Genomic DNA, 22731 nt, shown 5'->3' with positions numbered 1-22731 from the left:
GTCCATGGGGAAGCGCGCGCCAAAGAAGGGCTCCCAGAGGGGTTCTCGCAAGCGCAGCATCCCGAGAGCCGGCAGGTCCCAGCAGGGCCTGCCGGCCCCCTCTTCCCTTGCGGACCTGCCTGCCTTCTCTGAGCTGTCGGCATCCGAACGGCAGAAAAGCGCCTTTGGCAAGGCGGCGGCCTCGGCTTCGAGAGCTTTGGGCTGCGATATCGACGAGCTGGCGCTTGGATGTGTGGTGCGCCTGGACCGAGGCTTTCCCGCCGTGGTGACCGAGGACGCATTCTTCCGCGCGGAGTTCTCGGCGCACCTCACCAAGGGCAAGGACTCGCGCGTTGCTGTGGGGGACTGGGTCCTGGCGCGCGTGCCAGCCGGACACGATATGGGCCTCATCCTTGAGATTCTTCCGCGCGAGAGCGACATCGCCCGTTGGAGGGGAGGGTCTCGTGGCGAACGGCAGACGCTTGCCGCAAACGTGGACGTGGTCCTTGTCGTCCAGCAGCTGGGCTCTGCGCCCATCTCATGCGAGAGGGTCGCTCGCTCTGCCGTGATTGCGCGCGACTGCGGCGCGAGGGTCGCCGTTGTCCTCACGAAGGCCGACCGGGCATCGAGCGACGTGCTGGCAGAAGACGTTGCGGCTGTGCATGACGTTTTGGGCGAGGGCTGCAGCCTGGTCATGACCTCCTCGGAGGGCGGGATAGGGGCAGAGCGTGCCGAGAAGGACGCGGGGGCTCTCGGCATTGCCTGGGGGCCTTGCGTCGTGCGCTCGCTCGTGCCTGCGGGAACCGTCGCCATCGTGTTGGGGGAGTCTGGTGCTGGCAAGTCTACGCTGCTCAATGCCCTTCTCGGGCACGACGTGCTTGCGACCGGTGCCGTACGCGGGTCAGATGACGCGGGACGGCATACAACGGTTGCGCGTCGCATGGTCTCGGTGCCGGGCGGTGGGGTGATCGTGGACGAGCCAGGGCTGAGGAGCCTTCCCATCGTGGGCCACGAGCGTGGACTTGCGGCGGTGTTTCCTGAGGTCGCGGATGCTGCGAAGGGTTGCCGCTTCTGCGACTGCACGCACATGCACGAGCCGGGATGCCGTGTGCGTGGGCTGCTCTCCGCAGGCCAGATTTCGAAGCGTCGCTACGAGGCGTATGTGGCGCTTGCCGCTGAGATGCGCGAGAGCGCTCGTACTCTCGACCCGGATATTGTGCTGTAGCTCGTGTCTTGCTGCAGCTAACGGGTTTTTCAACACTGTTGCGGCAGCGCTGCGTGACATCAGGGGCACGCGCAGGACACCCCCTTTTGGCAGAGGGTCCTCCTGAGGCTTGCACACAATTCCTTCATACCTTGAAACAGGGGCTGCGGGCTGCCCGGATGGTCTCCGTAGCCCGTTTGTGTGGCGATGCCGATGCCTTTGCCTGATAACACGAAATCTATTTTGCGCATGGCGTTATTCCCGCAATAACAATCATATGTGCCAGCTGGCTGCAAGAAAGGTGTCCGTAACCGGCCGCTCTTTCTTGGAAGGGCAGCAGCCCAGGGTTTTCCCCACGGGACAATTGTCCCAGCCCATTACGTTGGCGAAGGGAAGGGGGAGCCCATGTCACGCCGCTTCAAGACCTTGCTCTCTGGCGCGTTTGCCGTGCTTGCCGTCGTGCTGTGCCTTGCGTACGGGGAGAGCGTGCGGGCCGAGGAGGAGACGCGTCGCCAGGAGGCGCTCACGCGCTACGGCGGCGAGGTGGTGAGCCTCGTGGTGGCAACGAGCGAGCTCGATGAGGGACAGGCCGTGTCTGCGGGCGACGTGGCCCGGAGGGATTGGGTCTCAGACCTCGTGCCCGAGGGTGCCATCACGAATCTGGATGACGTCGTGGGCAGGCGGGTCACGGTTGCTGTGGCCTCAGGCGCGCCGCTCACGCAGCTCAACTTTAGGGAGACGGCTGCTGCCGTCGATGTCCCCTCGGGCATGATAGCAGTCTCCATTCCCATGGCCGACAAGCTCGGCGTGGGTAAGGGCGTGGTTGCGGGCGACCGTCTCGTTGCCTACCGGATTGTCGAGGGCACCGCCACTGTGCTTGCCAGGGAGGTCTCGGTGCTCTCCATCCCCGAGGGCGCAAAGTCGCTCTCATCGGGAACCCAGACCATGACCGTGGCACTTGCGCCTGCAGACGTCTCTGCCGTGCTGGCAGCGTCTACCGAGGGAAGCCTGAGGTTTGGCCTGCCCGCGGATGACGTACAGACGGTGGACGTAGGCACGTCCTCCGCTCCTACTAAGGTTGACCAGGAGGTGAGCCAGTAGTGGGACATGCCTGGAGCGTTCTCTGCCCGCCCGAGGAGCGAGCAGAAATGATTGCGGCACTCGAGTCGATAGATTCCCAGATGGACTGCGAGTTCGCCAAGGATGCCGAAGAGCTGCGGCAGCGTGTGGCGTCATCCGGGCGAGGCGAGAGGTCTGCTCTTATCGGCCTCACCAGAAGCGGGGTCTCCGACGTGAACCTTGCGGCTGCCGTCGTGTCTGACGGAAATGCCGAGAAGGTCGTGCTTGCGCTGAGGTCTCCCTCGGGGTCGCTTAGGTCTCGTGCCGCCCGTGCTGGTGTCGACCATGTCATCGACCTGGACGACGTTGTCCCATCGTCGTCTGCGGAGAAGGGCGTTGCGTCGGTTCCGGGGCCTTTGTCGGAATGTGATGGGGGTCGCGTCTCGGTGGCTCCGGGGCCGGCGCCAACGCTCAGCCAGGTGCATGCCCCCATCCTCACGTTCTGCTCAGGGAGAGGGGGCGTAGGAAAGACGTCGGTCGTGGCCTGCGCCGTAGCGGCGGCTGCCTCGTGGGGCATGCGGGTGGAGGCGGTGGACCTAGACCTCTCCTGCGGAAACCTCTATGCATCGCTGGGCCTTGCGAGAGGGACGGATATTTCGCGCCTCTCGGTGGATGACCTTGGAGATTCGGAACGACTGGGGAGGCTTGGCTCCCCCTGCGGCGAGCGCGTTCACGTGTGGGGACCCTGCGAACGGCCCGAGACGTCGGAGCTTGCCGCGGCAGTTGTGCCGGGGCTGCTGGCTGCCCTTGTACGCAACTCTGACCTTGTTCTCGTTGACACGTCGCCCACATTCTCGGATGCGGTGGCGCTAGCCGTGCGCGAGAGCGACCGCGTGGTGCTCGTCCACGACAGGAGACCGGGCTCTCTGGCATCTCTTGCACGGACGAGTGGCCTGGCAGTGCGCTTGGGGGTTGCACGCACGCGCATCGCTCGACTGGAGAACCGAGTGAACGTGCGAGACAGGACAGACCAGGCGTTTGGCCGGGCAGAGGTGGGGCTTGAGGCCGCTCGCGCCTTCAGCGTGCTTGAGGGTGGCGACGAGGTTGCGGACTACCTGGGATACGGGGATGCCGCTGGCCTTCTGGAGGTGGGCTCCCCGTTTGCGGAGTCGGTCGCCGCCTGCGTGGCGCAGCTCCTCCAGGAGCTTGGGGCGCTCCCCGAGGCCGAGGGGGCGCAGCGTGCGGCGGAAGGCCTTGCTCCGCGGCGCAAGAGGTTCTTTGGGAGAAGGAGAGAGGCGGTCTAGGTGTCTGTACTCGATATGGTCCGTGAGGAGGAAGCGCGGCGTGGGACTGTCGCCCCAGACGTGCGTGACCTTCGCTTCCAGCGGCAGTGCCTCAAGTCTGCCCTGGTTGAGCGGCTGGGGCTTACCACCATTGCCTCGATGCTCTCCGCGACGGACGTCGCCCAGGCGCGCTCCGCGCTTGCCGTGACCTGCAACGCAATCATCAATACTGGTGGCTATGAGGGGCTCTCGCAGGAAGACCTCGCGCACCTGGTGCGCCAAGTGACAGACGAGATATGTGGTCTTGGCCCCATCCAGCCCCTCCTCGAGGACGAAGGTGTCTCCGAGATAATGATCAATGGCTGCGACGCACTGTTCTACGAGCGCGATGGCGAGGTCTTCTCGGCACCGGCGATCTTCGACTCGCCCGAGCAGATCATGATCGTGGTCGATCGCATCCTCGCGCCCCTGGGGCGACGCCTTGACCGCAGCAGCCCTATCGTGAATGCACGGCTTGCCAACGGCGACCGCGTGAATGCGGTGGCGGACTCGGTTGCCATAGGCGGTCCGGTGGTCACTATCAGGCGGTTTTCCAACCGCATCACGTCCTTGGATGCGCTGGTTGAACTCGGGTCGCTTCCTGCGTGGTACGCGCAGCTCCTGCGTTGGGCCGTGAGGACGCGTCGAGGGATTGCTGTGGCAGGTGGCACGGGATCTGGCAAGACCGCGCTTCTCAATGCCCTTTCCTGCGAGATAGACCCGGGCGAGAGGATCGTGACCATCGAGGATTCTGCCGAGCTGCGCTTCGACGCACATCCGGACGTGGTGAGCCTCGAGGCGAGGGGTGCCTCCATCGAGGGCTCTGGCGAGGTCACCATTCGTGACCTGGTCAAGAACTCCCTGCGTATGCGGCCCGACCGCATTGTGGTGGGCGAGGTGCGTGGCGAGGAGTGCGTGGACATGCTCGCCGCAATGACCACGGGACACGACGGCTCGATGACTACGCTGCATGCCGGTACTGCCGAGGAGGCGGTGCTCCGCCTGGTGCTCATGGCGCGCTTTGGGATGGATTTGCCCGCCGACATCATCGAGGAGCAGATCGCCTCGGCGCTCGACCTCATCGTGATGTCGCGGCGGTCACCAGATGGCATGCGGTTCATCACCTCGACCCACGAGGTTGGGTGGTCGCGCGAGGAGAAGGCCGTCGACCTTGGGGAATGCGTCTCGTTTGATGTTGCGGAGAGAACTTGGGCGCTCGTTCGCGAGCCAGAGTTCGTAGGGCAAGGGGTGAGCGACGGGATTCTCGACGAAGGTGAGGTGGAACAATGGAGGTCGTCCTGCCGCTGATGGCGGCGATCTGCTCGTTCGTAGCGACGCGCGTGCTTGTTGCGAGCGGGGAAAGGGATGCCAAGACCCTAGTGTCGCGGATGCACAGGTCGTTCGAGCGCTGGGCTGCTCGACGTCTTGAGTCTCTTGGGCGAAGCAGGGTGGTAGCGGCCCTTCTCGAGGGTGAAGACTGGAGCGAGGCCTCTCATGCCCTTGCCGGGTTGTCTCATGAGGGTCAACCAACCCTGCGCCGAGAGTCTGCATGTGCCGCACTTCTCGTCGCCGGCATTGGAATCGCGTGCGTGGGAGGGATCCTCTTCCTGTCCCCAGTCTCGGCACTTGCCCTCGCCGTTTCCGAGCGGGTCGCACTTTCCGTGTGGCGTTCGTCGCTCAGCCGCCGTCGAGCGCACGAGATTTCCCAGGAGATGCCGGGCGTGTTCCGGACGCTCTCCGTTGCCCTTGGCGCTGGTCAGACCCTTGCCCAGGCCATCGAGTACGTGGGGTCCCATGGGCATGGGCCGGTTGCGGCAGGCTTTGCGTCTGCGTCGCTTGGCCTTCGTTGCGGCGAGTCCACGGAGGATGTGCTCGAGGCGCTCTCGAACAAGCTTGAGGCGCCGGGGATGGGGCTTCTCACCACTGCGCTTGTGATATCGCATCGAACGGGAAGTCCCCTGCGTGACTTGCTCTCGCGCTCGGCTGCCCTCGTCGAGCGCCAGGGGGAGTTCGAGCGCGAACTCGAGGTGAAGACGGCCCAGGTGAGGCTCTCTGCACGCATCGTGTGCGGTCTTCCGTTTCTCATGGTGGCACTGCTCGCCATCATCTCGCCGGACTTCCAACGGGGTCTCGTCTCACCTGTGGGCATGGGCAGCGTCACTCTGGCGGCCTTCCTTGATGCGCTTGCCGTCCTCGTCATTCGGCGGCTCATGGGGACGGTGCTCTGATGGCCGGCTTTGCGTTGGTGGTGGCGAGCGCATCGTGTGCCGTGCTTGCGGGGCTTGTGCCCACCCTTGGCGTACGTGGCGGTTCTGTTCGAAACGCGTCGCTTGCGGATGGTATCGACCGATTCCTGACCGACGCGCACGCGTGGCTTCGCGCCATTCCTGCCGTACGCGTGGCGAGGGAGCGAGACGCGCTTGCACGCAGGAGATCGGCCTGCCTGCACGAGATGCCCGTGCTGATCGATGTCCTTACGCTGGGGCTCTTTGCGGGTCTCTCGTTTGACGCCTCGCTGTCGCTCTACTGCGACCGCTACCAGACGGAACTGTCGCAGGCATTTTCGGAGGCGATGCTCAGCTGGAGGATGGGTGTCAGGAGCAGAGAGGAGGTGCTTGAGGACATGGCTCGTGAGCTGGGCGTTGATGCGCTTGCACGATTCGCGACGGTCGTGGGGGAGTCGCTCGCCTTTGGCTCGCCGCTTGCGGCGGCGCTCGAGGTGCAGGCGAGGGCGATTCGGGACGAGCAGCGTGCGCAGGTGGAGGAGGAGATCGAAAAGACGCCGGTCAAGATGCTCATCCCCTTGGGCGTCCTTGTCGTTCCGGCGATGCTTCTCGCGATTCTGGGGCCGCTTCTTGCTTCGGCGGCCTCGTTTGGAAGGTAGCCAGTGAGTCTGGTGGAAGGGAGCGTCACATGACATGGGCAGGAATCGGTCTACGGGTTCGGAGCGCGGCCGCGAGCGCGCTCCGCGACGAGCGCGGGCAGGGCACCACGGAATACGCGATTCTCGTCGGGGTGCTGGTGGTTATCGCCATCGTGGCAATCCTGGCGTTCCGGGAGCGGGTCTCACAGCTGTGGGAGGCCATAGCAAGCGGCATCAACTCCCTGTGAGTCGGAGGCGGACAGGCCTTGCCGTGGCAGCCCTGGGGTGCGCGATTGCCCTTGCGGCAGGCACGCTAGCCTGCCGCGGAGCATTGCGCGTGGATAAAGACGCGGGGCCTTCCCTGGCGGGTGCTCCCATAGGCGGCACCCCTGGGGACCTTGCGTACAGCGAGGCGGTGGAGTCCAAGGGCTTTGCGAGTGAGACGGAAGACCCCTCCGGCACCAGTGCGGTGCCGGAGGCGGCTGCCAGCCTCGTGCGTGAGTACGAGCAACGCAGTGATTGCGTGCTTGTGAGGTCTGGCTACCTTGACCTTTCGGGACAGGTCTGGAGCATGGTTGTGGAGGGGGCAGGATGGGTCGACGTGTGCATAGTCCAAGATGCAAACGACGGGACAAGCGAGACCAAGGTCATGCACATGGATGTCTCGGAGTGGGCGGCATCCCTCGATGCGCTTGGGTTAGGTGGCTAGCCGAGACGCATGGCCAGTCGACGCTTGAGTACGCACTGGTGCTCGTTGCGTTTCTCTCCATGGTGGCGGCACTGGGGCTTGTGTGGCATGCTGCGCGCGACGGCACCCTTGTGCGACTGGCGACGGATGCTGCGTCGCATGGGGCACCTGCAGACACGGTGTCGTGGCTCCAGGACCTCATGGGGTTCTGAGATGAGGGCCCGGGGATGGCGTGCGTTGTGGCGTGACGCGTGCGCTTACGAGAATGGTCAGGCAACCGTCGAGGCGGCAGTCCTTCTTCCCACCGTGATGGTTGTGCTCGCGCTGCTCTTGCAGCCGGCAATGCTTCTCTACACGCATGCAGTGATGAGCGGGGCCGCCGCGGAGGGAGCCCGCCTCGCCACGACTGCAACTCAAGACGAGGTGGACTCCCTCGTGGGCGCCTACGTGAGAAGGAGGCTCAGGGCGGTGCCGGACGTTGCCTGCTTCCATGAGGGCGGCCCTGACGCCTGGGATGTGGATGTCGAGCAAAGCGAAGGTCGCGTGTGCGTGGCAATAGGAGGCCATGCGAGTCCGCTGCCTCTGGTAGGAGTGACTGCGGGGCTGGTTGGCCAGATGGATGAGGAGGGCGTGCTCCTCTCGGCAATGGCCGAGCGGCGCATGCGCGCCGAGTGGGTTGGGGGTGACTATGATGACTGGATTGCCACATGGGACTGACAACATGGCGCCTGGCGCCATCGAAGCACCAGCAAGGCCGCGCTTAGGCCTCTCGCTTTTCTTGGACGACGAGGGCGGCTACACCACGGTTGCCGTGGCGGTGGCGCTGCTTGTGAGCATATCGCTCGTCTTTGCGGCTGCGTCTGCAGAATGGGTGATGGTTCGCTCGTACGAGGTCCAGCCCGTGGCAGATGCCGCCGCGACAGCCGGGGCAAATGCCGTGGCGGCCTATACCACCATTGCACGGGTGCTCGACGCCTGCGTGCTCAGTCTGGGCCTTCTTGGGGTGACAGTCTTCGGCGCGGGCCTTGTGCTCTCGTGCATCCCTGCGGCTGGAGCCTTTGGGGGCAGCGTCTGCGAAGCGGGGAAGGATATCCTCGATGCGCGACGGGATTTCGCACGAAGCTCAGCGGAGGGACTCGAACGCCTTGAGAAGGTCCTGCCTGCGGTCGTGGTCGCCAATTCCGCCGCCTGCGTCGCAGAGAACGCCCATGCCCAAGGGTTGCCCTACGTTGGTTGTGCGGTGCCGTTCCCAACGGAGTCCAAGTCGGACTTCTCGTCGCTTGCTGCCGAGCTGTCATCGGAGGAGATGGAAAAAGACGCCGAGGAGCTGCGAGAACTTGCGGAGCAGGCAGACGAGGCCAAGGCTCTTGCCGACGAGGCTCGCCAGCGTGGGTGGGTGGCGGATTGCGGGAGCACTCCCTACTGTCTTGAGGAACGCGCCTCCAAGCTCGCTGGCCTCCCAGGTGAGAGTAACCCTCACTACTCAAATGTAGAGGCGTGGAGCTTTGGCGCGCCTCTGCTGCGGTCCCGTGCGTACTACGCCGCCCGTGCCGCGCAGGAGAAGCCCCTGAATGCGTCGGTGGACGAGCTCACGAACTCCGCTGCCCGATCCGCCTTTTATGGCTATGCGCTCGGGGTGGTACGCAGCGGTGTCTATGTGGAGCATGAGGATGGCTCAGTCGAGATTGATCTTCCGGGCCTCCCACACAACGCCGAGGAGACCAAGGCGTGCGCACTCTACACCGACGACCTCTGGCCCTGTAGCAATGAGTCTTCGGGGACGGTCCTTCATGCCTCGTCCGCGTGCCCGGCGGCAACAGGCCCTTCGGCTGGCTATGCCTCCCTCGAGGACCTTGATGCAGGCACGGTGACACGGTGCGAGACCTGCGGCATGGACCTTTCTGCTATGGGTTCGGTTGCGGCCGCGTCGACCTCCACGTCCAATGGCTTCGAGCACTACTGGCGGGAGATTGTCGAAGCGTCGGAGGACTACGAAGATGCACGTAACCGTCAGGCAGAGGCTGAGAGCGACCTGCGTGACAAGGCGGAAGACGCACACGGCGCCTTCGAGCGCGCCCTCGACCAGCTTTCGGTCGTGCGGCCACGGATATGCCCTCCGGGTGCCTGGGGCTGCGTTGCCGTAGTCGCCAGGGCCGAGGCCACGACTGTGCCTACGGAGCTTACGGCGGCCTTCCTTTCCTCGGGCGAGCTCCCTGCAGGCGCTGCGGTCTCGGCAGCCGCGCTTGCGCCGGATGAATCCACGGCCGAGAACAACGTGCTGGCCAGCTTCTTCGATGGTGTGACCTCGCAGGGATCGGGCTCTGTCTTGGGCGGTGCCCTCGACGGAGTCTGCGGGCTCTGGGGACGCCTGTTGGTGGGGTATGGCTCAAAGTACGAGTCAGTTTCGTCCTCGGTGACGGGTTTTCTCGACGGCCTTGATGGGGTCTTCGGGGGAACGGTGGGGTCATGGCTGCGCGGCAAGATCAAGGAGACCGTCACCGCTTGCGGGTTCGAACCCGTGGACATGAGGCTCATGAAGCCCGTACTTGTAGGGTGGACGCGCGTTCTCGACCAGTCCGGGTACGACGCCGCCGGCAAGGTGCGACAGATGGTCGAGGCACTTCCCGCAGGGGCGAGCTCGTACGACCTTGCAAAGACGCTGGGTGTGTGGGCGGCCGATTCGCTCGGCCATGGTGAGATTACGGTGGCCGAACTCTCGATTCCGGGGACAGACATCTCGATCCCGCTCACCATCAGGCTCGATGACCTCTTGGGGTCACCATGAGCGGGATGAGGAGGTGTGCGGCCTGTGGGCGTCAGCGCGTTGGGAGTCCAGGCAAGCAATCCGGGCAGATGACTGTGGAGCTTGCCGTTCTCGTACCCGTGATCATCGTGGTTGCCCTGATTGTGGTGAATCTCATGGAGTTCGTGGACGCCTGCGCGGCGTTTGACCGCCTGAGTCTCGACGAGGTCATCGCCGAAGGCGTTTCCCCAGCAGGGGAGCAGAGCATGACGGCTTCGGTCGCTGCGGTCGAGGAGGCCCTTCGCTCCGCGCTGGGCCGGGAGGAACGCTGTGACGTTGAGGTGCGAGCGGAGCGTGTCGTTGCGGGGGAGGGCGAGCGGCTTCTTTCGGTAGCCCCGCTCCTCACGCGCTACACCTGCACGCTTGTGTTTCGACCATGGCCCAGAGAGCTTCGGCTTCCGGGCATCACGTACGTCGCTCCGCTTGAGTTGCGGCACGAGCGAACGCTCGTTATCGATAGGTACCGACCGGGGGTGGTGGTCTGATGAGGTGGATGTGCGTCGAGATGGAGAGCCCGACAGTCGAGCAGGACTCGCCTGCGTTGGGGTTCAGGGTCCTCTCATCATGGGCTGAGAAACTCATAGGTCTTCTCGGAACCGGGCCGTCTGCGCTGCCTGTGGCACTCATGAGGTGCGGCTCGATTCATACGTATGGGATGGCGTATCCCATTGACGTTGCGATTGTGGGAAAGTGCGGAGAGGTGCTCGCCTCCGTGCGGGCGCTGCGGCCAGGGCATGTCCTCTCCTGTGCCGAGGGGTTCTGTGTCTTCGAACGCCCTGCAAGTCCCTGTCCGTGGCCGGGTGTGGGAGAGACGCTGCGAGTCGCCTCGCTCTCGTTTGTTCCCCGGCGTGCGACGCAGCGGTGCGCTGGGCTTCTTGAGCCTGTAAGGGAGGTGATTGGGTCATGAAGGCGTACAAGACAAAGGTGTGCCCCCGTTGCGGCGAGGTGCTTTTTGCCGACATGCACGTGTGCTACGGATGTCTGTACGAGTTCCCTGCCGAACAGGATGGCGCGGCAACACGCGATAGCGAGAAGCCCGTGGAAGGGGAGACGGGCGCAGCCTCGCAATACGCTGAGCTACCCGAGCTTAGGGAGGACGAGCCATTCCTGTGGGATGCCGGGCTTTCCCCGATGGAGTCGGCTCCGGGGTGGGAGGACGACACCTTGGACCTTTCCGTCGCTGACAGCCCAACCGACGCAGGCACAGGCGGCCCACGCGACGCAGGCGTGGAGACCTCGCCACCTCCTAGCGAGATCCTCTGCTGGGTGCGCACGCCATCTGCCGACGTGCGGCTGCCCATACCCGAGAAGGGCCTCGTTCTAGGCCGTGACTCCACGAGCGACGTCGTTCTCCACTCCCGTGCCGTGTCTCGCTCGCATGTGCGAATACTCCCTGCGGGAGAGGGCGAGAAGGGAATGCGTGTTGTAGACCTGGGGGCCACTAACCCGGCAACGTTCTCCGGAAGGGAGGTGAGAGGGGAGGTTCTCGTCCCACTTGGTTGGACAGTCTCTGTCTGTGGCACTTTCGTCACGGCGGTGCAGGCCGAGTTGTGACCTGCGCTCTGCTATTCTGGGGTCGCGATGCCACAGGATTTTCCACAACCATGCATTGGGGGACTCTATGAGAGACCGGCGCCCTGTTTGTGCCTCAAGATATCACCGGCTATTGCTTCTCACCTTGTCGCTGCTCACGCTGCTCTTTGCTGTGGCGCTTGGTGCCACTCCGGCACGGGCAGACGACTACAGCATGACGAAGACAAACATCAACGCGAGCCTGGACATAGCCGGAAAGCTCACTGTGACCGAGGTGCGCACCTTCGACTTCGACGGAGACTTCCATGGTGTCTACTGGAAGATTCCCAAGGGGAAGAACAGCTCCAACGGGCGCATGGTGAGCGTGCAGGTGGAAGGTGCGGGCGTGGTCGAGGGCGGCAATGCCCGACTGTTCACGGAGACCACCTCGGGTGCGAACGAGACGTACTCAATCACCGATATGGGGTCGTATCTGCAGGTGAAGCTCTACTCTGCCCAGAGCGACACCACGACACAGTTCTTCATTATCTACGTTGCCGACGGCATTGCCACGCGCTGGTCTGACACGGGGGAACTGTACTGGAAGTTCGTCTCGGACGGCTGGGACGTCGAGTCGCAAAACGTCACCTGCACCGTCACGCTACCCGTACCCGAGGGGGAGTCGGTCAAGGCGGGAGACAACGTTCGCGCCTGGGGACACGGCCCGCTGGATGCAAGCCTGTCTTTTGATGGGAATGAGGTTGTCTACACAGTCCCGGGCGTTGGCTCCAGCGAGTACGCCGAGGCTCGCATCGTGTTCCCCGCAAGCTGGATCTCCGACTGTCCCGAGACGTCGGGTACCATGCTGAGCTCCATCCTTTCGGAGGAGCAGAAGAACGCTGACGAGGCGAACGCCCGCCGCGCTGCGGCACGCTTTGCCCTGTACGGCTTGACGGTTGCCTGTCTTGCCGTTGCGGTTGCTGCGATTGCGGCTGCCGTTATCGCAAAACGCAAGTACAAGGAGACCCACACCGCGCAGTTCGATGACGATTACTTCCGTGACGTCCCCACGGGAGACCACCCTGCTGTCCTTGCAATGCTCGTCTCGGATGAAGATCCGGGTTCTGAGGCGCTCACCTCATCCCTCATGCGCCTTACCGACGAGCATGTCGTCAAGCTCGACAAGGTCAAGTTGGAAAAGAAGAGGATGTTTGGCTCGAAGCAGGTGGACGACTACCGTGCGTCGCTCGTGGGAGAGGTGCCCGAGCCAACGATGGGGACGGCCCAGGAGCGCAAGTCTGCCCGATGCGTTGACCTTGAAACCAAGAAGTTCCTCTTCAAGCAGCTCGCAGGTAGGATTGAGCCGCCGGATGATCCCTCGTATACTGGACACGAGCCGGCGCTCTACTTCTCTACCATCAAGGATTACGCAAAGAGGTCTTCCGAGAAGTACGCAAAGGCCTACGAGTCTTGGCAGGACACCATCAAGGGCGAGTACTTCCGACGCTTCTCGGGCAATGGCTCTCTCAAAGGGACTGGTCGAGGAACTGCGCTTGCGCTCGGATCGCTCTCGATCTTGGCAGCCATTCTCGAGGTGTTCGTCGTGGGCGTCTGGTTCGGCGGTGACCCTCTTCTCGTCCTTCCGGTCGCTGTCATCTGTGGCGTTTGCGGTGCGATTACCCTATTCATGATGAGCGAGAACCATATGAAGGACATCAGCCTGGAGGCCGTCGAGGCAAAGGCTAAGGTCATCGCCCTTAAGCGCTGGCTTACGGAGTTCACCCGCCTTGAGGAGGCGGTACCGGGTGACGTTATCCTCTGGAACCGCCTGCTGGTGATGGCGGTGGCGCTTGGCATTGCAGATGAGGTCATTGAGCAGCTCAAGATGGTGAAGCCCGAGATTATCGACAATCCGGACTTCATGCCGGTCTACTACTGGTACTACGTTGGCCGGTCCGATATGGCCTCTCCCGCGGATGTCTTTACCAGTGCTGTTCACGAGGCCTCGGTTGCTGCGATTGCAAGATCCTCCGACTCAAGTGGCGGCGGCTTTGGCGGCGGCTTCTCGTCCGGCGGTGGCGGCGGCTTTGGCGGTGGCGGCGGAGGAGGTGCCTTCTAGCGGCATCAGCTCGCCTCGCCGACTTCTTTTCGTCAACCCGTGCGGGCACGTGCATCAGAGCATTACCCAACAGAAAGTGCTTCTCTCGTATGAGTTTGGGGTTCTCTTGGCTCTGGCTCGTGGAGCCTCTTGGAATCGAATATCATCAGTGCGGACTACTTGAGTGCGTGCCGAACGCCCCGGTGCAAGATATGCGGGGCATTTGGCATGAATGCGGTCAACTAGTAGGCGTGTGCGCGCTGCTGCTGCACTGGTGGCAGCTGAAGGGAGAGAAATGTATAACGTGCGCGAGATCAACAAGGATACGTGGTGGCTAGGCGCATCCGATCGCAGGATTCAGCTGTTTGAGAACACCCATCCGGTCCCCAATGGCATGTCATACAACAACTTCATCATCATGGACGAGAAGACCTGCCTTCTCGATGGCGTGGACGAGTCCGTCTCTCGCCAGTTCGAGGAGAACCTCGCGCACGTCCTGAACGGCCGCACCCTTGACTATCTCGTGATTGATCACATGGAGCCCGACCACTGCGCCGTTATTCCAGATCTTGTCCAAAGGTGGCCCAACCTCAAGCTTGTGGGAACCCCCAAGACCTTCGATCTTATCCGCCAGTTCCACGGATTTGACCCCGAGCCCCATGCCATCAAGGTCAAGGAAGGCGACACCCTCTCCCTGGGTCGGCATACCCTTCAGTTTGTCCTTGCCCCCATGGTTCACTGGCCTGAGGTCATGGTGACCTTCGACCAGCTCACGGGCACGCTCTTCTCAGCAGATGCCTTTGGCGGCTTTGGTGCCATAGGTGGTGCCATCTTTGCCGACGAGGTTGACTGGGAGCGTGACTGGGCCGACGAGGCGCGTCGCTACTACGCCAACATCGTGGGCAAGTACGGTCCTCAGGTTGCCTCGCTACTCAAGAAGGTCTCGAAGCTCGACATCAAGGAGATTGCTCCCCTGCACGCGCACATTTGGCGTCGCGACTTTGACCAGATTCTTTCTCTCTATGCCAAGTGGGCAGCATATGAGCCCGAGGACAACTCCGTTGTCATCTACTACGGCTCGATCTATGGCGGAACCGCCAACGCTGCGGACATTCTCTCTGTCAAACTGGCCGAGGCGGGTGTCCACAACGTGCGCGTTTACGATGTCTCCAAGACCTCTGTCTCGGAGCTGGTCTCCCAGGCATTCCGTTCGCCGACGCTGGTCTTTGCTTCTGCGACGTACAACATGGGCATCTTTGACGGCATGCGCGAGCTTCTCGAGGACCTTGCCGCCCACGCGATGAAGAACCGTACCGTGGGCGTGATTTACAACGGCTCGTGGGCCCCGCAGGCCGGGCATCTCATGCTCGACGCCATCCAGAAGATGAAGGGCATGGAGATTCTCGACCCGCACGTGCACGTGACCTCTGTGGTGGACGGGTCCGCGCTTGAGGAGCTTGACGCGCTTGCCGCGGCGATTGTGAAAAAGCTTGGCAAGTAGGGAAGCCTAGGGCTGCTTGATAGACGGCGGGGCTCCGGATAACCCGGAGTCCCGCATCTTTTGTGCTGGGGCATTGCGGAGAGAGCAGCTAATGCCGCCGAAGAAGATGAGGCTTTGGGGTCGAGCGGAACTTTTGAGAGAGCCGAGGGGTCAGGCAATCTCTCCATATGCTATCTAGTACCGTATGGCAGACAGCCATGTGACTGCCTGCCGGGTTTGTACGGATGGGAGCGAACCGCTTGCCGACCCGCATGACTCCCAAGGTCGTGACGTCTCTCAGCGGTATATGCGGGCACCGAGGCAAGCAGGTGCCCTACCAGAAAACCAGCGCGGACGCTCTGGGCAGAGGTTGTGGAGGTTACCGGCGAGGGCGAGAGGCGCATGCGCTCCCGGCCGACAAGCGCTCTTGGGACCCCTTATCAAAATTCGAAGCCCCGCATCGCTTTTTCGCAGATACGGGGCCTAATTCACTGGTGGCGGGGAAGGGAATCGAACCCCTGACACGGGGATTTTCAGTCCCCTGCTCTACCAACTGAGCTACCCAGCCAAAAGGCTTGCTCTTGCAAGCTCGTTTACTATATCAAACCGGAAGCAGACGTCAACGCCAAAGTTTTGCCAAACGAGAAAATCATCGTTGTGCTGTGGCTTGGAACTGGGCCTGATGGCTTTGGGGATGGCTTGCTTGTTGGATTCCCTGGGTCTCTCAGCACCGATATCGCTTGTGTGGCGGAAGTTGGCCATCGTGCGTACGCACGATGGAGAAAAACTGGCAGATTGGGGCCTTGGCTGAGATGTTATGGCAGAACAGGTCCGTTGTGCGTACGCACGACTGACAATTCCTGACAAGGCTTCGGCGTTTGCCCAGTTGGGCGAGAGAGACACGTCAACGATTTGGGGTTGTGCGTACGCACGACAGCACTTTTCTGCCATGCGGCGGCTATGAAAGGGTCAATTGGGCAGAAAATCCCAGTTGTGCGTACGCACGATGGCACTTTTCTGCCAGCAGCGAGATTTTGGACGGCCAGCGATGCCCAAGCGGTGAGACTCCGCGGTTTGCAACGCCGGCACTCCCGCCGCCGCCCGGCCCCTATGCAAGCCGAAACGACTTCCCGTCCTCGTCGAATGCCACGGGCTTCGTGCGCCCCACGAAGTACGAGCTCACAACCTCGCGCGCCGATGCCAGCACCGCCGCCTCGTCCTTCTCGGCAACTGCCTCGCGGCTCACCTCTACCCAGAGCGACTGTCCACCGCACGCATCGCGCAGCCGCACGCGCGCGGGAATGCCTGCGTTGAGCAGTGCCTCGTTGACGTCCGCAATCTCCAGGATGTTGACAACCTTCATCTCTCGCGCCCCTTCTCGCGCATCCACGCGAACACGAACTGCTGCTGGATTCCGCCCCACACCGGGTCCCACGTCACGTGGTACTCGCGCTCGGCTCGCTTGATCCAGGTGTCACGCGGCACTGCCTCGAGATATCCCAACCCAAAGAGGCAGATGCAACTTGCCACCTTAGGACCAATGCCTGCGCTCTCCTCGAGCTCTTCCATGGACTCCTCGAGCGTGACGTCGCTACGGTCAAGCCGCGTGGGATGCCACGTGGCCGCGCGCTCGGCAAGCGCCTCAAGGTAGGGCCTGCGGTATCCCAGCTTGAGTCTCTCGGCAAACGACTCGTCGGCGAGAAGCGCCGCCAGCTCGCTTGGTCCAGGGACGTATCCCGCACCCGCGTCGAGCAGTGCGTCCATCGTCCTCTGTATGCGCGCGATGTTCGAGTTCTGCGACACAACAAAGCTCACGGTAGTGTCCCACCAGTCCTGCGCAAGCACCCGGATTCCAGCGCCCACGCGAATCACCTCGTCAGGCATCGCAAGCTCGCCCAGAATCTTCTCGTAATCCACGTCGAGGGCCAGGTAGTGGCACCAGAAGGCAAGTTCGCCGATCTCAACGTCTTCCCCGTTGGCGCGTCGCACGCACACCGCGCCCTGTTCGGCACCGCCCTTCTGCGAGAGCAGGCAGCGCCTGTGACCGCTGGCCACGAGCCAGCCATTCTCGACCTGCCGCCACGTGAAGACCTGACCCGATGTGGCAACGGCATCAAGCGAGAAAAGCGCGGTCTCAATCGTCGCCATGGAGACGCCTAGAAGCGCACGGAGAACTCGGTCTCGTCCGGGACGGGCGCGATGTCCTCCTTGGCGTCGATGGAGTAGCGGATGGGGAAACGCCGGTAGCTCTCGAGGAGGCGCGTGAAGAACGTGGAGACAGTCTCATCCGGCCCCTGGAGCTCCATGCTCACGGAACCGTCCGGCTCGTTTCTCACCCAGCCGGTGAGTCCAAGATCAAGTGCCACGCGCTGGCTGGTCCACCTAAAGCCCACGCCTTGGACCTGGCCCACGAAGCGCACGCGGATGCGCCGCGTGCCACCGCCGCCAGCCGCCGCTGCGCCGCCAGCCGTCGCGTTGTCCCTTCGCCTGCCCTCGTGCCTTTTCCCAAACATGGTACCTCCCTCGAACGCCCGCCTGCGTCACCAAGCCCCCTGCCGGCTTTCCATTTCTCGTGGTTGTTGCCTGCACAGCAGCCCGCGTACACGGGTACGCTTACAATACTACCCGGATATCAAGGGCAACTGAGGAGACCACATGGCGACCAAGTGCAACATCATGACGGACTCGTGCTGCGACTTTTCCGTCGGGGAGGTCGAGCAGGCAGGCATCACGTGCCTCTCGTTCACCTACACCGAGGCCGGCAAGCCCGACGGTGGCCTCTCGGGTGTCGATGACCTCTTCCAGTCCCGCACCGCCCATGAGTTCTACTCCGCCATCGAGAACGGCGCTTGCCCCATGACCTCGCAGCCCTCGCAGATGGTCTACGAGGAGGCGTTCGAGAAGGCCATTGCCTCCGGTGTCCCCACGGTCCACTTTGCCCTCTCCAGCGGCATCTCCGGCGCGTATAACGGTGCCGTTACGGCCCTTGAGCGCGTGTGCGAGAGGCACGGCGGCACGCTCCCCACGCCCATCTACGTTATTGACTGCCTTATCGGCTCCACCACGCAGAACCTGCTTGTCCACGCTGCCGTCGAGAAGCGCGACCAGGGTATGACCGCGGAGGAGATTGTCACGTGGGCCGAGGATGCGCGCTTCCACGCGCACACCATCTTCATGGTGGACAACCTCGACGCGCTGCACCGCGGCGGACGCATCCCCAAGTCGGTTGCCGTGGTGGGCGGTCTTCTCGACGTGAAGCCACTTCTCACCTTTAACCTCGACGGCTCGCTGGCCATCATGGGCATGGCGCGCGGGCGCAGGAAGGCCATGCGCAAGATGGCCGACTTCTACGAGGAGCTCCACGATTCGTCCTACCTCGGCCATGTGGTGGCCATTGGCGACGCGGACTGCGTGGCCGACGGTGACTCGCTCGCCCGCATACTCAAGCCGTCCGAGCACACGCTCAAGGTCTATCGCTCCACCATTGGCCCAACCATCGGCTGCCACGTTGGGCCCGGCATGTACTCCTGCTGCTTCTGGGGTCCGGACCGTCGCGACGACAGGTACAACGATGCCAAGAACAAGGGCAAGTCGGCCAAGTAGGCACGTCTCGCCACACCAATCACGTTTTCTGGGGCAGCGTGCCCCATCGCATCCAGGGGAGGTCTGCAATGAGCTGGACAAGAAGGGAATTCCTCGAGCTTGCATCGGCTGGCGCGGCGAGCGTGGGCCTTGCTGCCTGCAGCGCTCCCACGCGGCAGCAGCCTAGTGACACCACAGACCAGTCGGTCGATTCGACCTTGCAGCCCGCGGAGAACGTTGACCTGGGCGAGTTCAAGAGCCTGGCGCTCGACACCACTGCCTGGAAGTACGATGCAGACAACGACGTCTACTACCAGCTTGGCCTTACGTACTGCCTGAAGCCCGCCACGACCACCTACGAATCCCTGGCGATCTTCGTCCCCGGCAAGTACTTCACCGCCGAGAAGAAAGGCGACACCTACTCCTGCACCATAAACGATAAGGCCGTGGTGGGTGGCTTCACGCCGTCGACGGCGCCCATCCTTCTGCCCATCAACAGCGGCACGCTCTCCCCGCAGGCGAGTCCCACCAAGTACGGCTATGACGGGCTGGGCACCTTCCTCGATGCCGGCTGTATCTACGTCTATGCGGGCTTTCGCGGGAGAAGTGCCGGCTACGACTCCTCGAACGGCTCGACCGACCTCTATCCCGGAGGCGCCCCCTGGCCGGTGGTGGACCTCAAGGCCGCCATCCGCTACCTGCGCTACAACAAGGGCGTGCTCCCCTGTGACGCGTCGCGGGTCTTCTCGTTTGGCTTCTCGGCGGGCGGCGGCGTAAGCGCGCTCCTCGGCTCTGCCGGTGATGCGGAGGCCTACCAGCCCTACCTGGACTCCATTGGCGCCATCACGCACGACGCCGAAGGCAACACGGTCTCCGACGCCATCTTTGGCAGCGCCTCATGGTGCCCCGTTACCTCCTTCGACACTGCCGACGCCTCCTACGAGTGGATGATGGGGCAGTTCTCGACCGCGGCCACACGCGCCGACGGCACATGGACTGCAGCTCTCTCACAGGGGCTTGCCGCAGACTACGCCAGCTACATCAACGCGATGGACCTACGCGATTCCGATGACTCCCAGCTCACGCTCGACGAGTCGGAGGGCAGCGTTTACACGCTGGGCTCCTACGCGAGCCAGATCCTCTCCATCCTCGACGAGTCTGCGACCAACTTTGTCTCGGACACCACGTTCCCGTACACGTACACACCGCAGCGTATCGACGACCCAACCTTTCCCGGCGATCCCAACCTTGCGACCACGCGAGCGTCAGAGGCTGCCGTGGCGGCGGCCAAACAGGGAGCCCAGTCCTCGGCAGAGGCGCAGTCTTCGGCAGAGACATCGGCCGACGGCAGCACGGAGACCACGGAGTCGACAGACGCGATCACGACGACTACGACAACCACGACCACGACGCCCCCCACGGGGACCACGCAGGTGCAGTCCACCATCTACGACACCGTGCAGAATTACTTCTCGGCACTGAACTCCGACTACTGGTGGATCAACTACAACGTGAGCCGCCAGACGGTCTCGATCTCGAGCCTGCGCGACTTCTCGACGCATCTGTGCCCCGCCGAGGCTTCGGTTCCCGCCTTCGACGCTGCTGACCGCTCCACCAAGACCAACCAGCTCTTTGGCATTGGCGAGGAGAGCACCCTGCACTTTGACGAGATCGTTGGCAATCGCGTGGCGGCAAACGCGGACAGCTACGCCACGCTCCAGGGCTGGGACGGGTCCTTTGCCACGGCCTGGCAGGACGACCTCGAGAAGACCGACTCCCTCGACACCGACATGGTCACGCGCGTCTCGATGTTCAACCCGCTCTATTTCCTGAGTGGCACCTACGCAGGCTATGGCACGGGTGCGGTGGCGCCGCATTGGCGCATCAGCGACGGCGTCTTTGACACCACGACGCCGCTTGCCGTCTCGGCCAACCTGGCTTTGGCACTGCGTCACTTTAGCGGGGTCGAGGATGTGTCCTACGTGCCCGTGTGGGGTCAGGGCCACGTGATGGCCGAGCGCTCGGGCACCGCGAACGACAACCTTCTCGCCTGGATCGTCTCCTGCTGCGCATGAGACAAGGGACGGTCCCCTTGTCTCATGAGTGCGCCCCCAGTAGGTGGGATACCGGGGGCGTATGTGCATGGCAGCAAGGCTGGGGAAGAGGAGGGACAGCCTACCTGCCTGAGAAGAAATCGACGATTGCGTTCCAGATGTCGAGAAAGACGTTGCCCGTGCTCGTGGAGCCGCTTGCGGTGGGTTCCTCCGAGGTTGCAGTGCCATCCTGCGCTGTGTCCGACACAGTGGTGGCAGCGGTGATGTCTGAGTCGCCCATGGCAAATGTGGTGCTCGTGCCGCATTCCGCGTCGAAGGTACTGCGGTCGATGAGGTCGGTGCTGGCAGTCGATGCGCCCGTGCCGTCGTAGGTCGTGGAGTAGGCGCCTGTCACGGTGACGGTGAGGTCGGAGGTGTCCTGGACCATGGTCTGGCCGTTGGCCACGATTGTCACGGTCTTGCCGCTCTCGTCCACCACGCTTCCGCCGGAGGCCACGTTGAGCGCCGAGACGGTCGAGTCTGCCGTCACAACCCACGTTGACCCGTCGTCTACGTTTACGGTGATGGGGGAGTCGCTGGTAGAACCGTTGGCGTTCTCAGTGATCGAGGCCGCGCCCGTCCAGGTGCTGCTGTCTGTAAGGTAGAGCGCCAACGAGGAGGTCATGTCCGCGCTCACGTTGCCCCTGACACTCTCATCCGCAAGCGTCAGCGTTGCCGTGCCTCCGTTGGAGCCAGCCGTACCCCAGTTGTTGGAGTCGTTGCCCTCGACCTGGATGAGGTTGGCTGCCGAGGAGTCGTAATCGAGCTGTGTACCCTCAAGCAGGATGTTTGCCGTGGTGTTGGTCACGTAGAAGAACGACCCAGACTGGATGGCGCTCGAGAGCTTGGAGCCAACCGCCTGGAAGCATGCTGCCTCGCCGGTTGTCGACTCGGCGTCACCCGAGGTGGACTGGTAGATGATGACCGCGTTGGCCACGGGGTCCGAAGCGGTCTTTTCGGTGATGGTGCTCGAAAGCGTCGAGTTGTTGATGAGGATGGTGTTGAGCCCCTCCATGCCGGCGATCTGGCTGCCGGTGGCGGTGCCCGTCATGCCCGAGACCTCGATGTCGCCGGTCGAGTAGAGCAGAGGCGAGCCGGACCCCGCAGTCGAGAGCGTGGAGCTGGTGACCGAGATGTTGCCGCCGCCACGGTCGGTGGCGATGCTTGCGCAGTGGTCGCCCTCGGTCGAGATGCCCATCTCGTTCGCGATGATGGTGCCGTCGTAGGTGGCATCAAGGCCACGCGAGTTGTCGGCCGAGGTCGTGATGGTGTCGCCGTTTGCGTAGATGGTTGCGCCGTCGGTGGCAAAGATTGCGTTGGAACCCTCGCTTGTGGCATTGAGCTTGGAGTTTGAGACCTTTGCGGTTGTCCCATCGCCCACGGCGAGAAGGATTGAGTTCACGCCATAGAAGTTGCAGTTGTCGCCGTTGGTGTCGTCGCCGGACTTCTCGAGCGTGACGCCGGAGAGCGCGAGTGTGCCGCCGTTCTCGGCCAGCGCCGCGTTGACGTCTGCATCGGTCGCGGTGATGGTCTGGCTTGAGGCCTCCTGCGTGTCTCCGTTGGCCACGAGGGTGCCGGAGAGGACGCCCGTGTAGTCGTAGGTCATCGTGTTGGCTCCGCCGCCTGCGCCGCCGGGCGCGCCTCCGTTGCCGGGTGCCTCGCCTCCACCGGAGGGCGGCTGTCCCGACGGGGCAGTTTGGCTTGCTTCGGCGCCGGAGCCGCTGGTGCTGGAGCCCGCTGCCAGCGCGGGTAGGGGAGCAAGCGAGAGGAGCAGCGCTCCTGTGACAACTGCGACGCCTGCCTTGCGTACGATCTGGTCCACACACCCCATATTGTCTCTTCTCATCCCGGACCTCCTATGATGTGGTCTGGCAACGTTCCCTGGCCTCAGTATGTCCAGCCAAGGGCTGGGCTCCCGCGTCGTGGGCGCATCGACAGCACGTGGGCATAACGTTGAATCAACTCTCAAAGGTCCCTGTGTGAATACTGAAGTGAGACAAGGGGGCTGTCCCTCTGTCTCCTGCTATTGTTAGCGGAGGAAACGGCAC

At 63.2% G+C, this 22731-nt stretch carries 21 protein-coding genes and 1 tRNA gene; 17 read left to right on the top strand and 5 right to left on the bottom strand.

The window, feature by feature from the left end; translation table 11 throughout:
• Window positions 1-4 precede the first annotated feature (4 nt).
• The 15 genes from rsgA (at window position 5) to ACO59D_RS04100 (ending at window position 15029) form a co-directional block, all read left to right on the top strand.
• Window positions 5-1204 (top strand): ribosome small subunit-dependent GTPase A, encoded by a 1200-nt coding sequence (gene rsgA, locus ACO59D_RS04170; RefSeq protein ID WP_485125886.1) that lies wholly within the window; start codon window positions 5-7, stop codon window positions 1202-1204.
• Between the two features lie 384 nt (window positions 1205-1588).
• A complete protein-coding gene (gene cpaB, locus ACO59D_RS04165) occupies window positions 1589-2284 on the top strand; it encodes a Flp pilus assembly protein CpaB (protein ID WP_485125885.1) in 696 nt (231 codons plus the stop codon).
• A gap of 47 nt (window positions 2285-2331) precedes the next feature.
• Window positions 2332-3546, top strand: a complete 1215-nt coding sequence (locus tag ACO59D_RS04160) for a MinD/ParA family ATP-binding protein (protein ID WP_485125884.1) — start codon at window positions 2332-2334, stop codon at window positions 3544-3546.
• On the top strand, window positions 3547-4872 hold the full coding sequence (locus ACO59D_RS04155) for a TadA family conjugal transfer-associated ATPase (RefSeq protein WP_485125883.1): 1326 nt from the start codon (window positions 3547-3549) through the stop codon (window positions 4870-4872).
• A complete protein-coding gene (locus ACO59D_RS04150; protein WP_485125882.1) occupies window positions 4851-5792 on the top strand; it encodes a type II secretion system F family protein in 942 nt (313 codons plus the stop codon). The genes ACO59D_RS04155 and ACO59D_RS04150 overlap by 22 nt, the downstream gene beginning before the upstream one ends.
• Window positions 5792-6448: a type II secretion system F family protein gene (locus ACO59D_RS04145; RefSeq protein ID WP_130812970.1), complete on the top strand. Its 657-nt coding sequence runs from the start codon at window positions 5792-5794 to the stop codon at window positions 6446-6448. The genes ACO59D_RS04150 and ACO59D_RS04145 overlap by 1 nt, the downstream gene beginning before the upstream one ends.
• A 29-nt stretch (window positions 6449-6477) precedes the next feature.
• Window positions 6478-6675 (top strand): Flp family type IVb pilin, encoded by a 198-nt coding sequence (locus ACO59D_RS04140; protein ID WP_485125881.1) that lies wholly within the window; start codon window positions 6478-6480, stop codon window positions 6673-6675.
• 89 nt (window positions 6676-6764) lie between these two features.
• A complete protein-coding gene (locus ACO59D_RS04135) occupies window positions 6765-7136 on the top strand; it encodes a hypothetical protein (RefSeq protein ID WP_130812972.1) in 372 nt (123 codons plus the stop codon).
• 38 nt (window positions 7137-7174) lie between these two features.
• Window positions 7175-7327, top strand: a complete 153-nt coding sequence (locus ACO59D_RS04130) for a hypothetical protein (RefSeq protein WP_485125880.1) — start codon at window positions 7175-7177, stop codon at window positions 7325-7327.
• Window position 7328: 1 nt separating this feature from the next.
• A complete protein-coding gene (locus ACO59D_RS04125; RefSeq protein ID WP_485125879.1) occupies window positions 7329-7832 on the top strand; it encodes a TadE/TadG family type IV pilus assembly protein in 504 nt (167 codons plus the stop codon).
• A gap of 61 nt (window positions 7833-7893) precedes the next feature.
• Window positions 7894-9900 carry a hypothetical protein gene (locus ACO59D_RS04120; protein WP_485125878.1) on the top strand — a complete coding sequence of 669 codons (2007 nt, stop codon included), beginning with the start codon at window positions 7894-7896 and terminating at the stop codon, window positions 9898-9900.
• Window positions 9901-9968: 68 nt separating this feature from the next.
• Entirely contained in the window at window positions 9969-10403 is a 435-nt protein-coding gene (locus ACO59D_RS04115) for a hypothetical protein (protein WP_485125877.1), read from the top strand.
• A 418-nt stretch (window positions 10404-10821) separates the two neighbouring features.
• Entirely contained in the window at window positions 10822-11472 is a 651-nt protein-coding gene (locus ACO59D_RS04110; RefSeq protein ID WP_130813150.1) for an FHA domain-containing protein, read from the top strand.
• A gap of 112 nt (window positions 11473-11584) precedes the next feature.
• The gene (locus tag ACO59D_RS04105) at window positions 11585-13549 is read left to right on the top strand and encodes a DUF2207 family protein (RefSeq protein ID WP_485125876.1); all 1965 of its coding nucleotides are present in this window, start codon (window positions 11585-11587) and stop codon (window positions 13547-13549) included.
• A 274-nt stretch (window positions 13550-13823) separates the two neighbouring features.
• Window positions 13824-15029, top strand: a complete 1206-nt coding sequence (locus ACO59D_RS04100; RefSeq protein ID WP_130812974.1) for an FprA family A-type flavoprotein — start codon at window positions 13824-13826, stop codon at window positions 15027-15029.
• 471 nt (window positions 15030-15500) lie between these two features.
• On the opposite strand, the gene ACO59D_RS04095 is transcribed toward ACO59D_RS04100, so the two are convergent.
• The 4 genes from ACO59D_RS04095 to ACO59D_RS04080 form a co-directional block, all read right to left on the bottom strand.
• Window positions 15501-15576, bottom strand: a tRNA-Phe gene (locus ACO59D_RS04095).
• 540 nt (window positions 15577-16116) lie between these two features.
• Window positions 16117-16371: an RDAC family protein gene (locus ACO59D_RS04090; RefSeq protein ID WP_130812984.1), complete on the bottom strand. Its 255-nt coding sequence runs from the start codon at window positions 16369-16371 to the stop codon at window positions 16117-16119.
• A complete protein-coding gene (locus ACO59D_RS04085) occupies window positions 16368-17156 on the bottom strand; it encodes a DNA glycosylase (RefSeq protein WP_485125875.1) in 789 nt (262 codons plus the stop codon). Before ACO59D_RS04085 ends, ACO59D_RS04090 begins: the two co-directional genes overlap by 4 nt.
• A gap of 8 nt (window positions 17157-17164) precedes the next feature.
• Window positions 17165-17521 carry an acylphosphatase gene (locus ACO59D_RS04080; protein WP_485125874.1) on the bottom strand — a complete coding sequence of 119 codons (357 nt, stop codon included), beginning with the start codon at window positions 17519-17521 and terminating at the stop codon, window positions 17165-17167.
• A 142-nt stretch (window positions 17522-17663) separates the two neighbouring features.
• Between ACO59D_RS04080 and ACO59D_RS04075 the strand changes: the two genes are divergently transcribed.
• Entirely contained in the window at window positions 17664-18611 is a 948-nt protein-coding gene (locus ACO59D_RS04075) for a DegV family protein (RefSeq protein ID WP_485125873.1), read from the top strand.
• Window positions 18612-18679: 68 nt separating this feature from the next.
• Window positions 18680-20665 carry a subtype A tannase gene (locus ACO59D_RS04070; RefSeq protein ID WP_485125872.1) on the top strand — a complete coding sequence of 662 codons (1986 nt, stop codon included), beginning with the start codon at window positions 18680-18682 and terminating at the stop codon, window positions 20663-20665.
• Window positions 20666-20765: 100 nt separating this feature from the next.
• Here ACO59D_RS04070 and ACO59D_RS04065 read toward each other — a convergent pair whose 3' ends face one another.
• Entirely contained in the window at window positions 20766-22529 is a 1764-nt protein-coding gene (locus ACO59D_RS04065; protein WP_485125871.1) for a beta strand repeat-containing protein, read from the bottom strand.
• Window positions 22530-22731 lie beyond the last annotated feature (202 nt).

It is taken from the genome of Tractidigestivibacter sp. (genome assembly GCF_057241865.1).
Note: the sequence above shows the minus strand (reverse complement) of the source record. Positions and strands in the feature narration are given on the sequence as shown.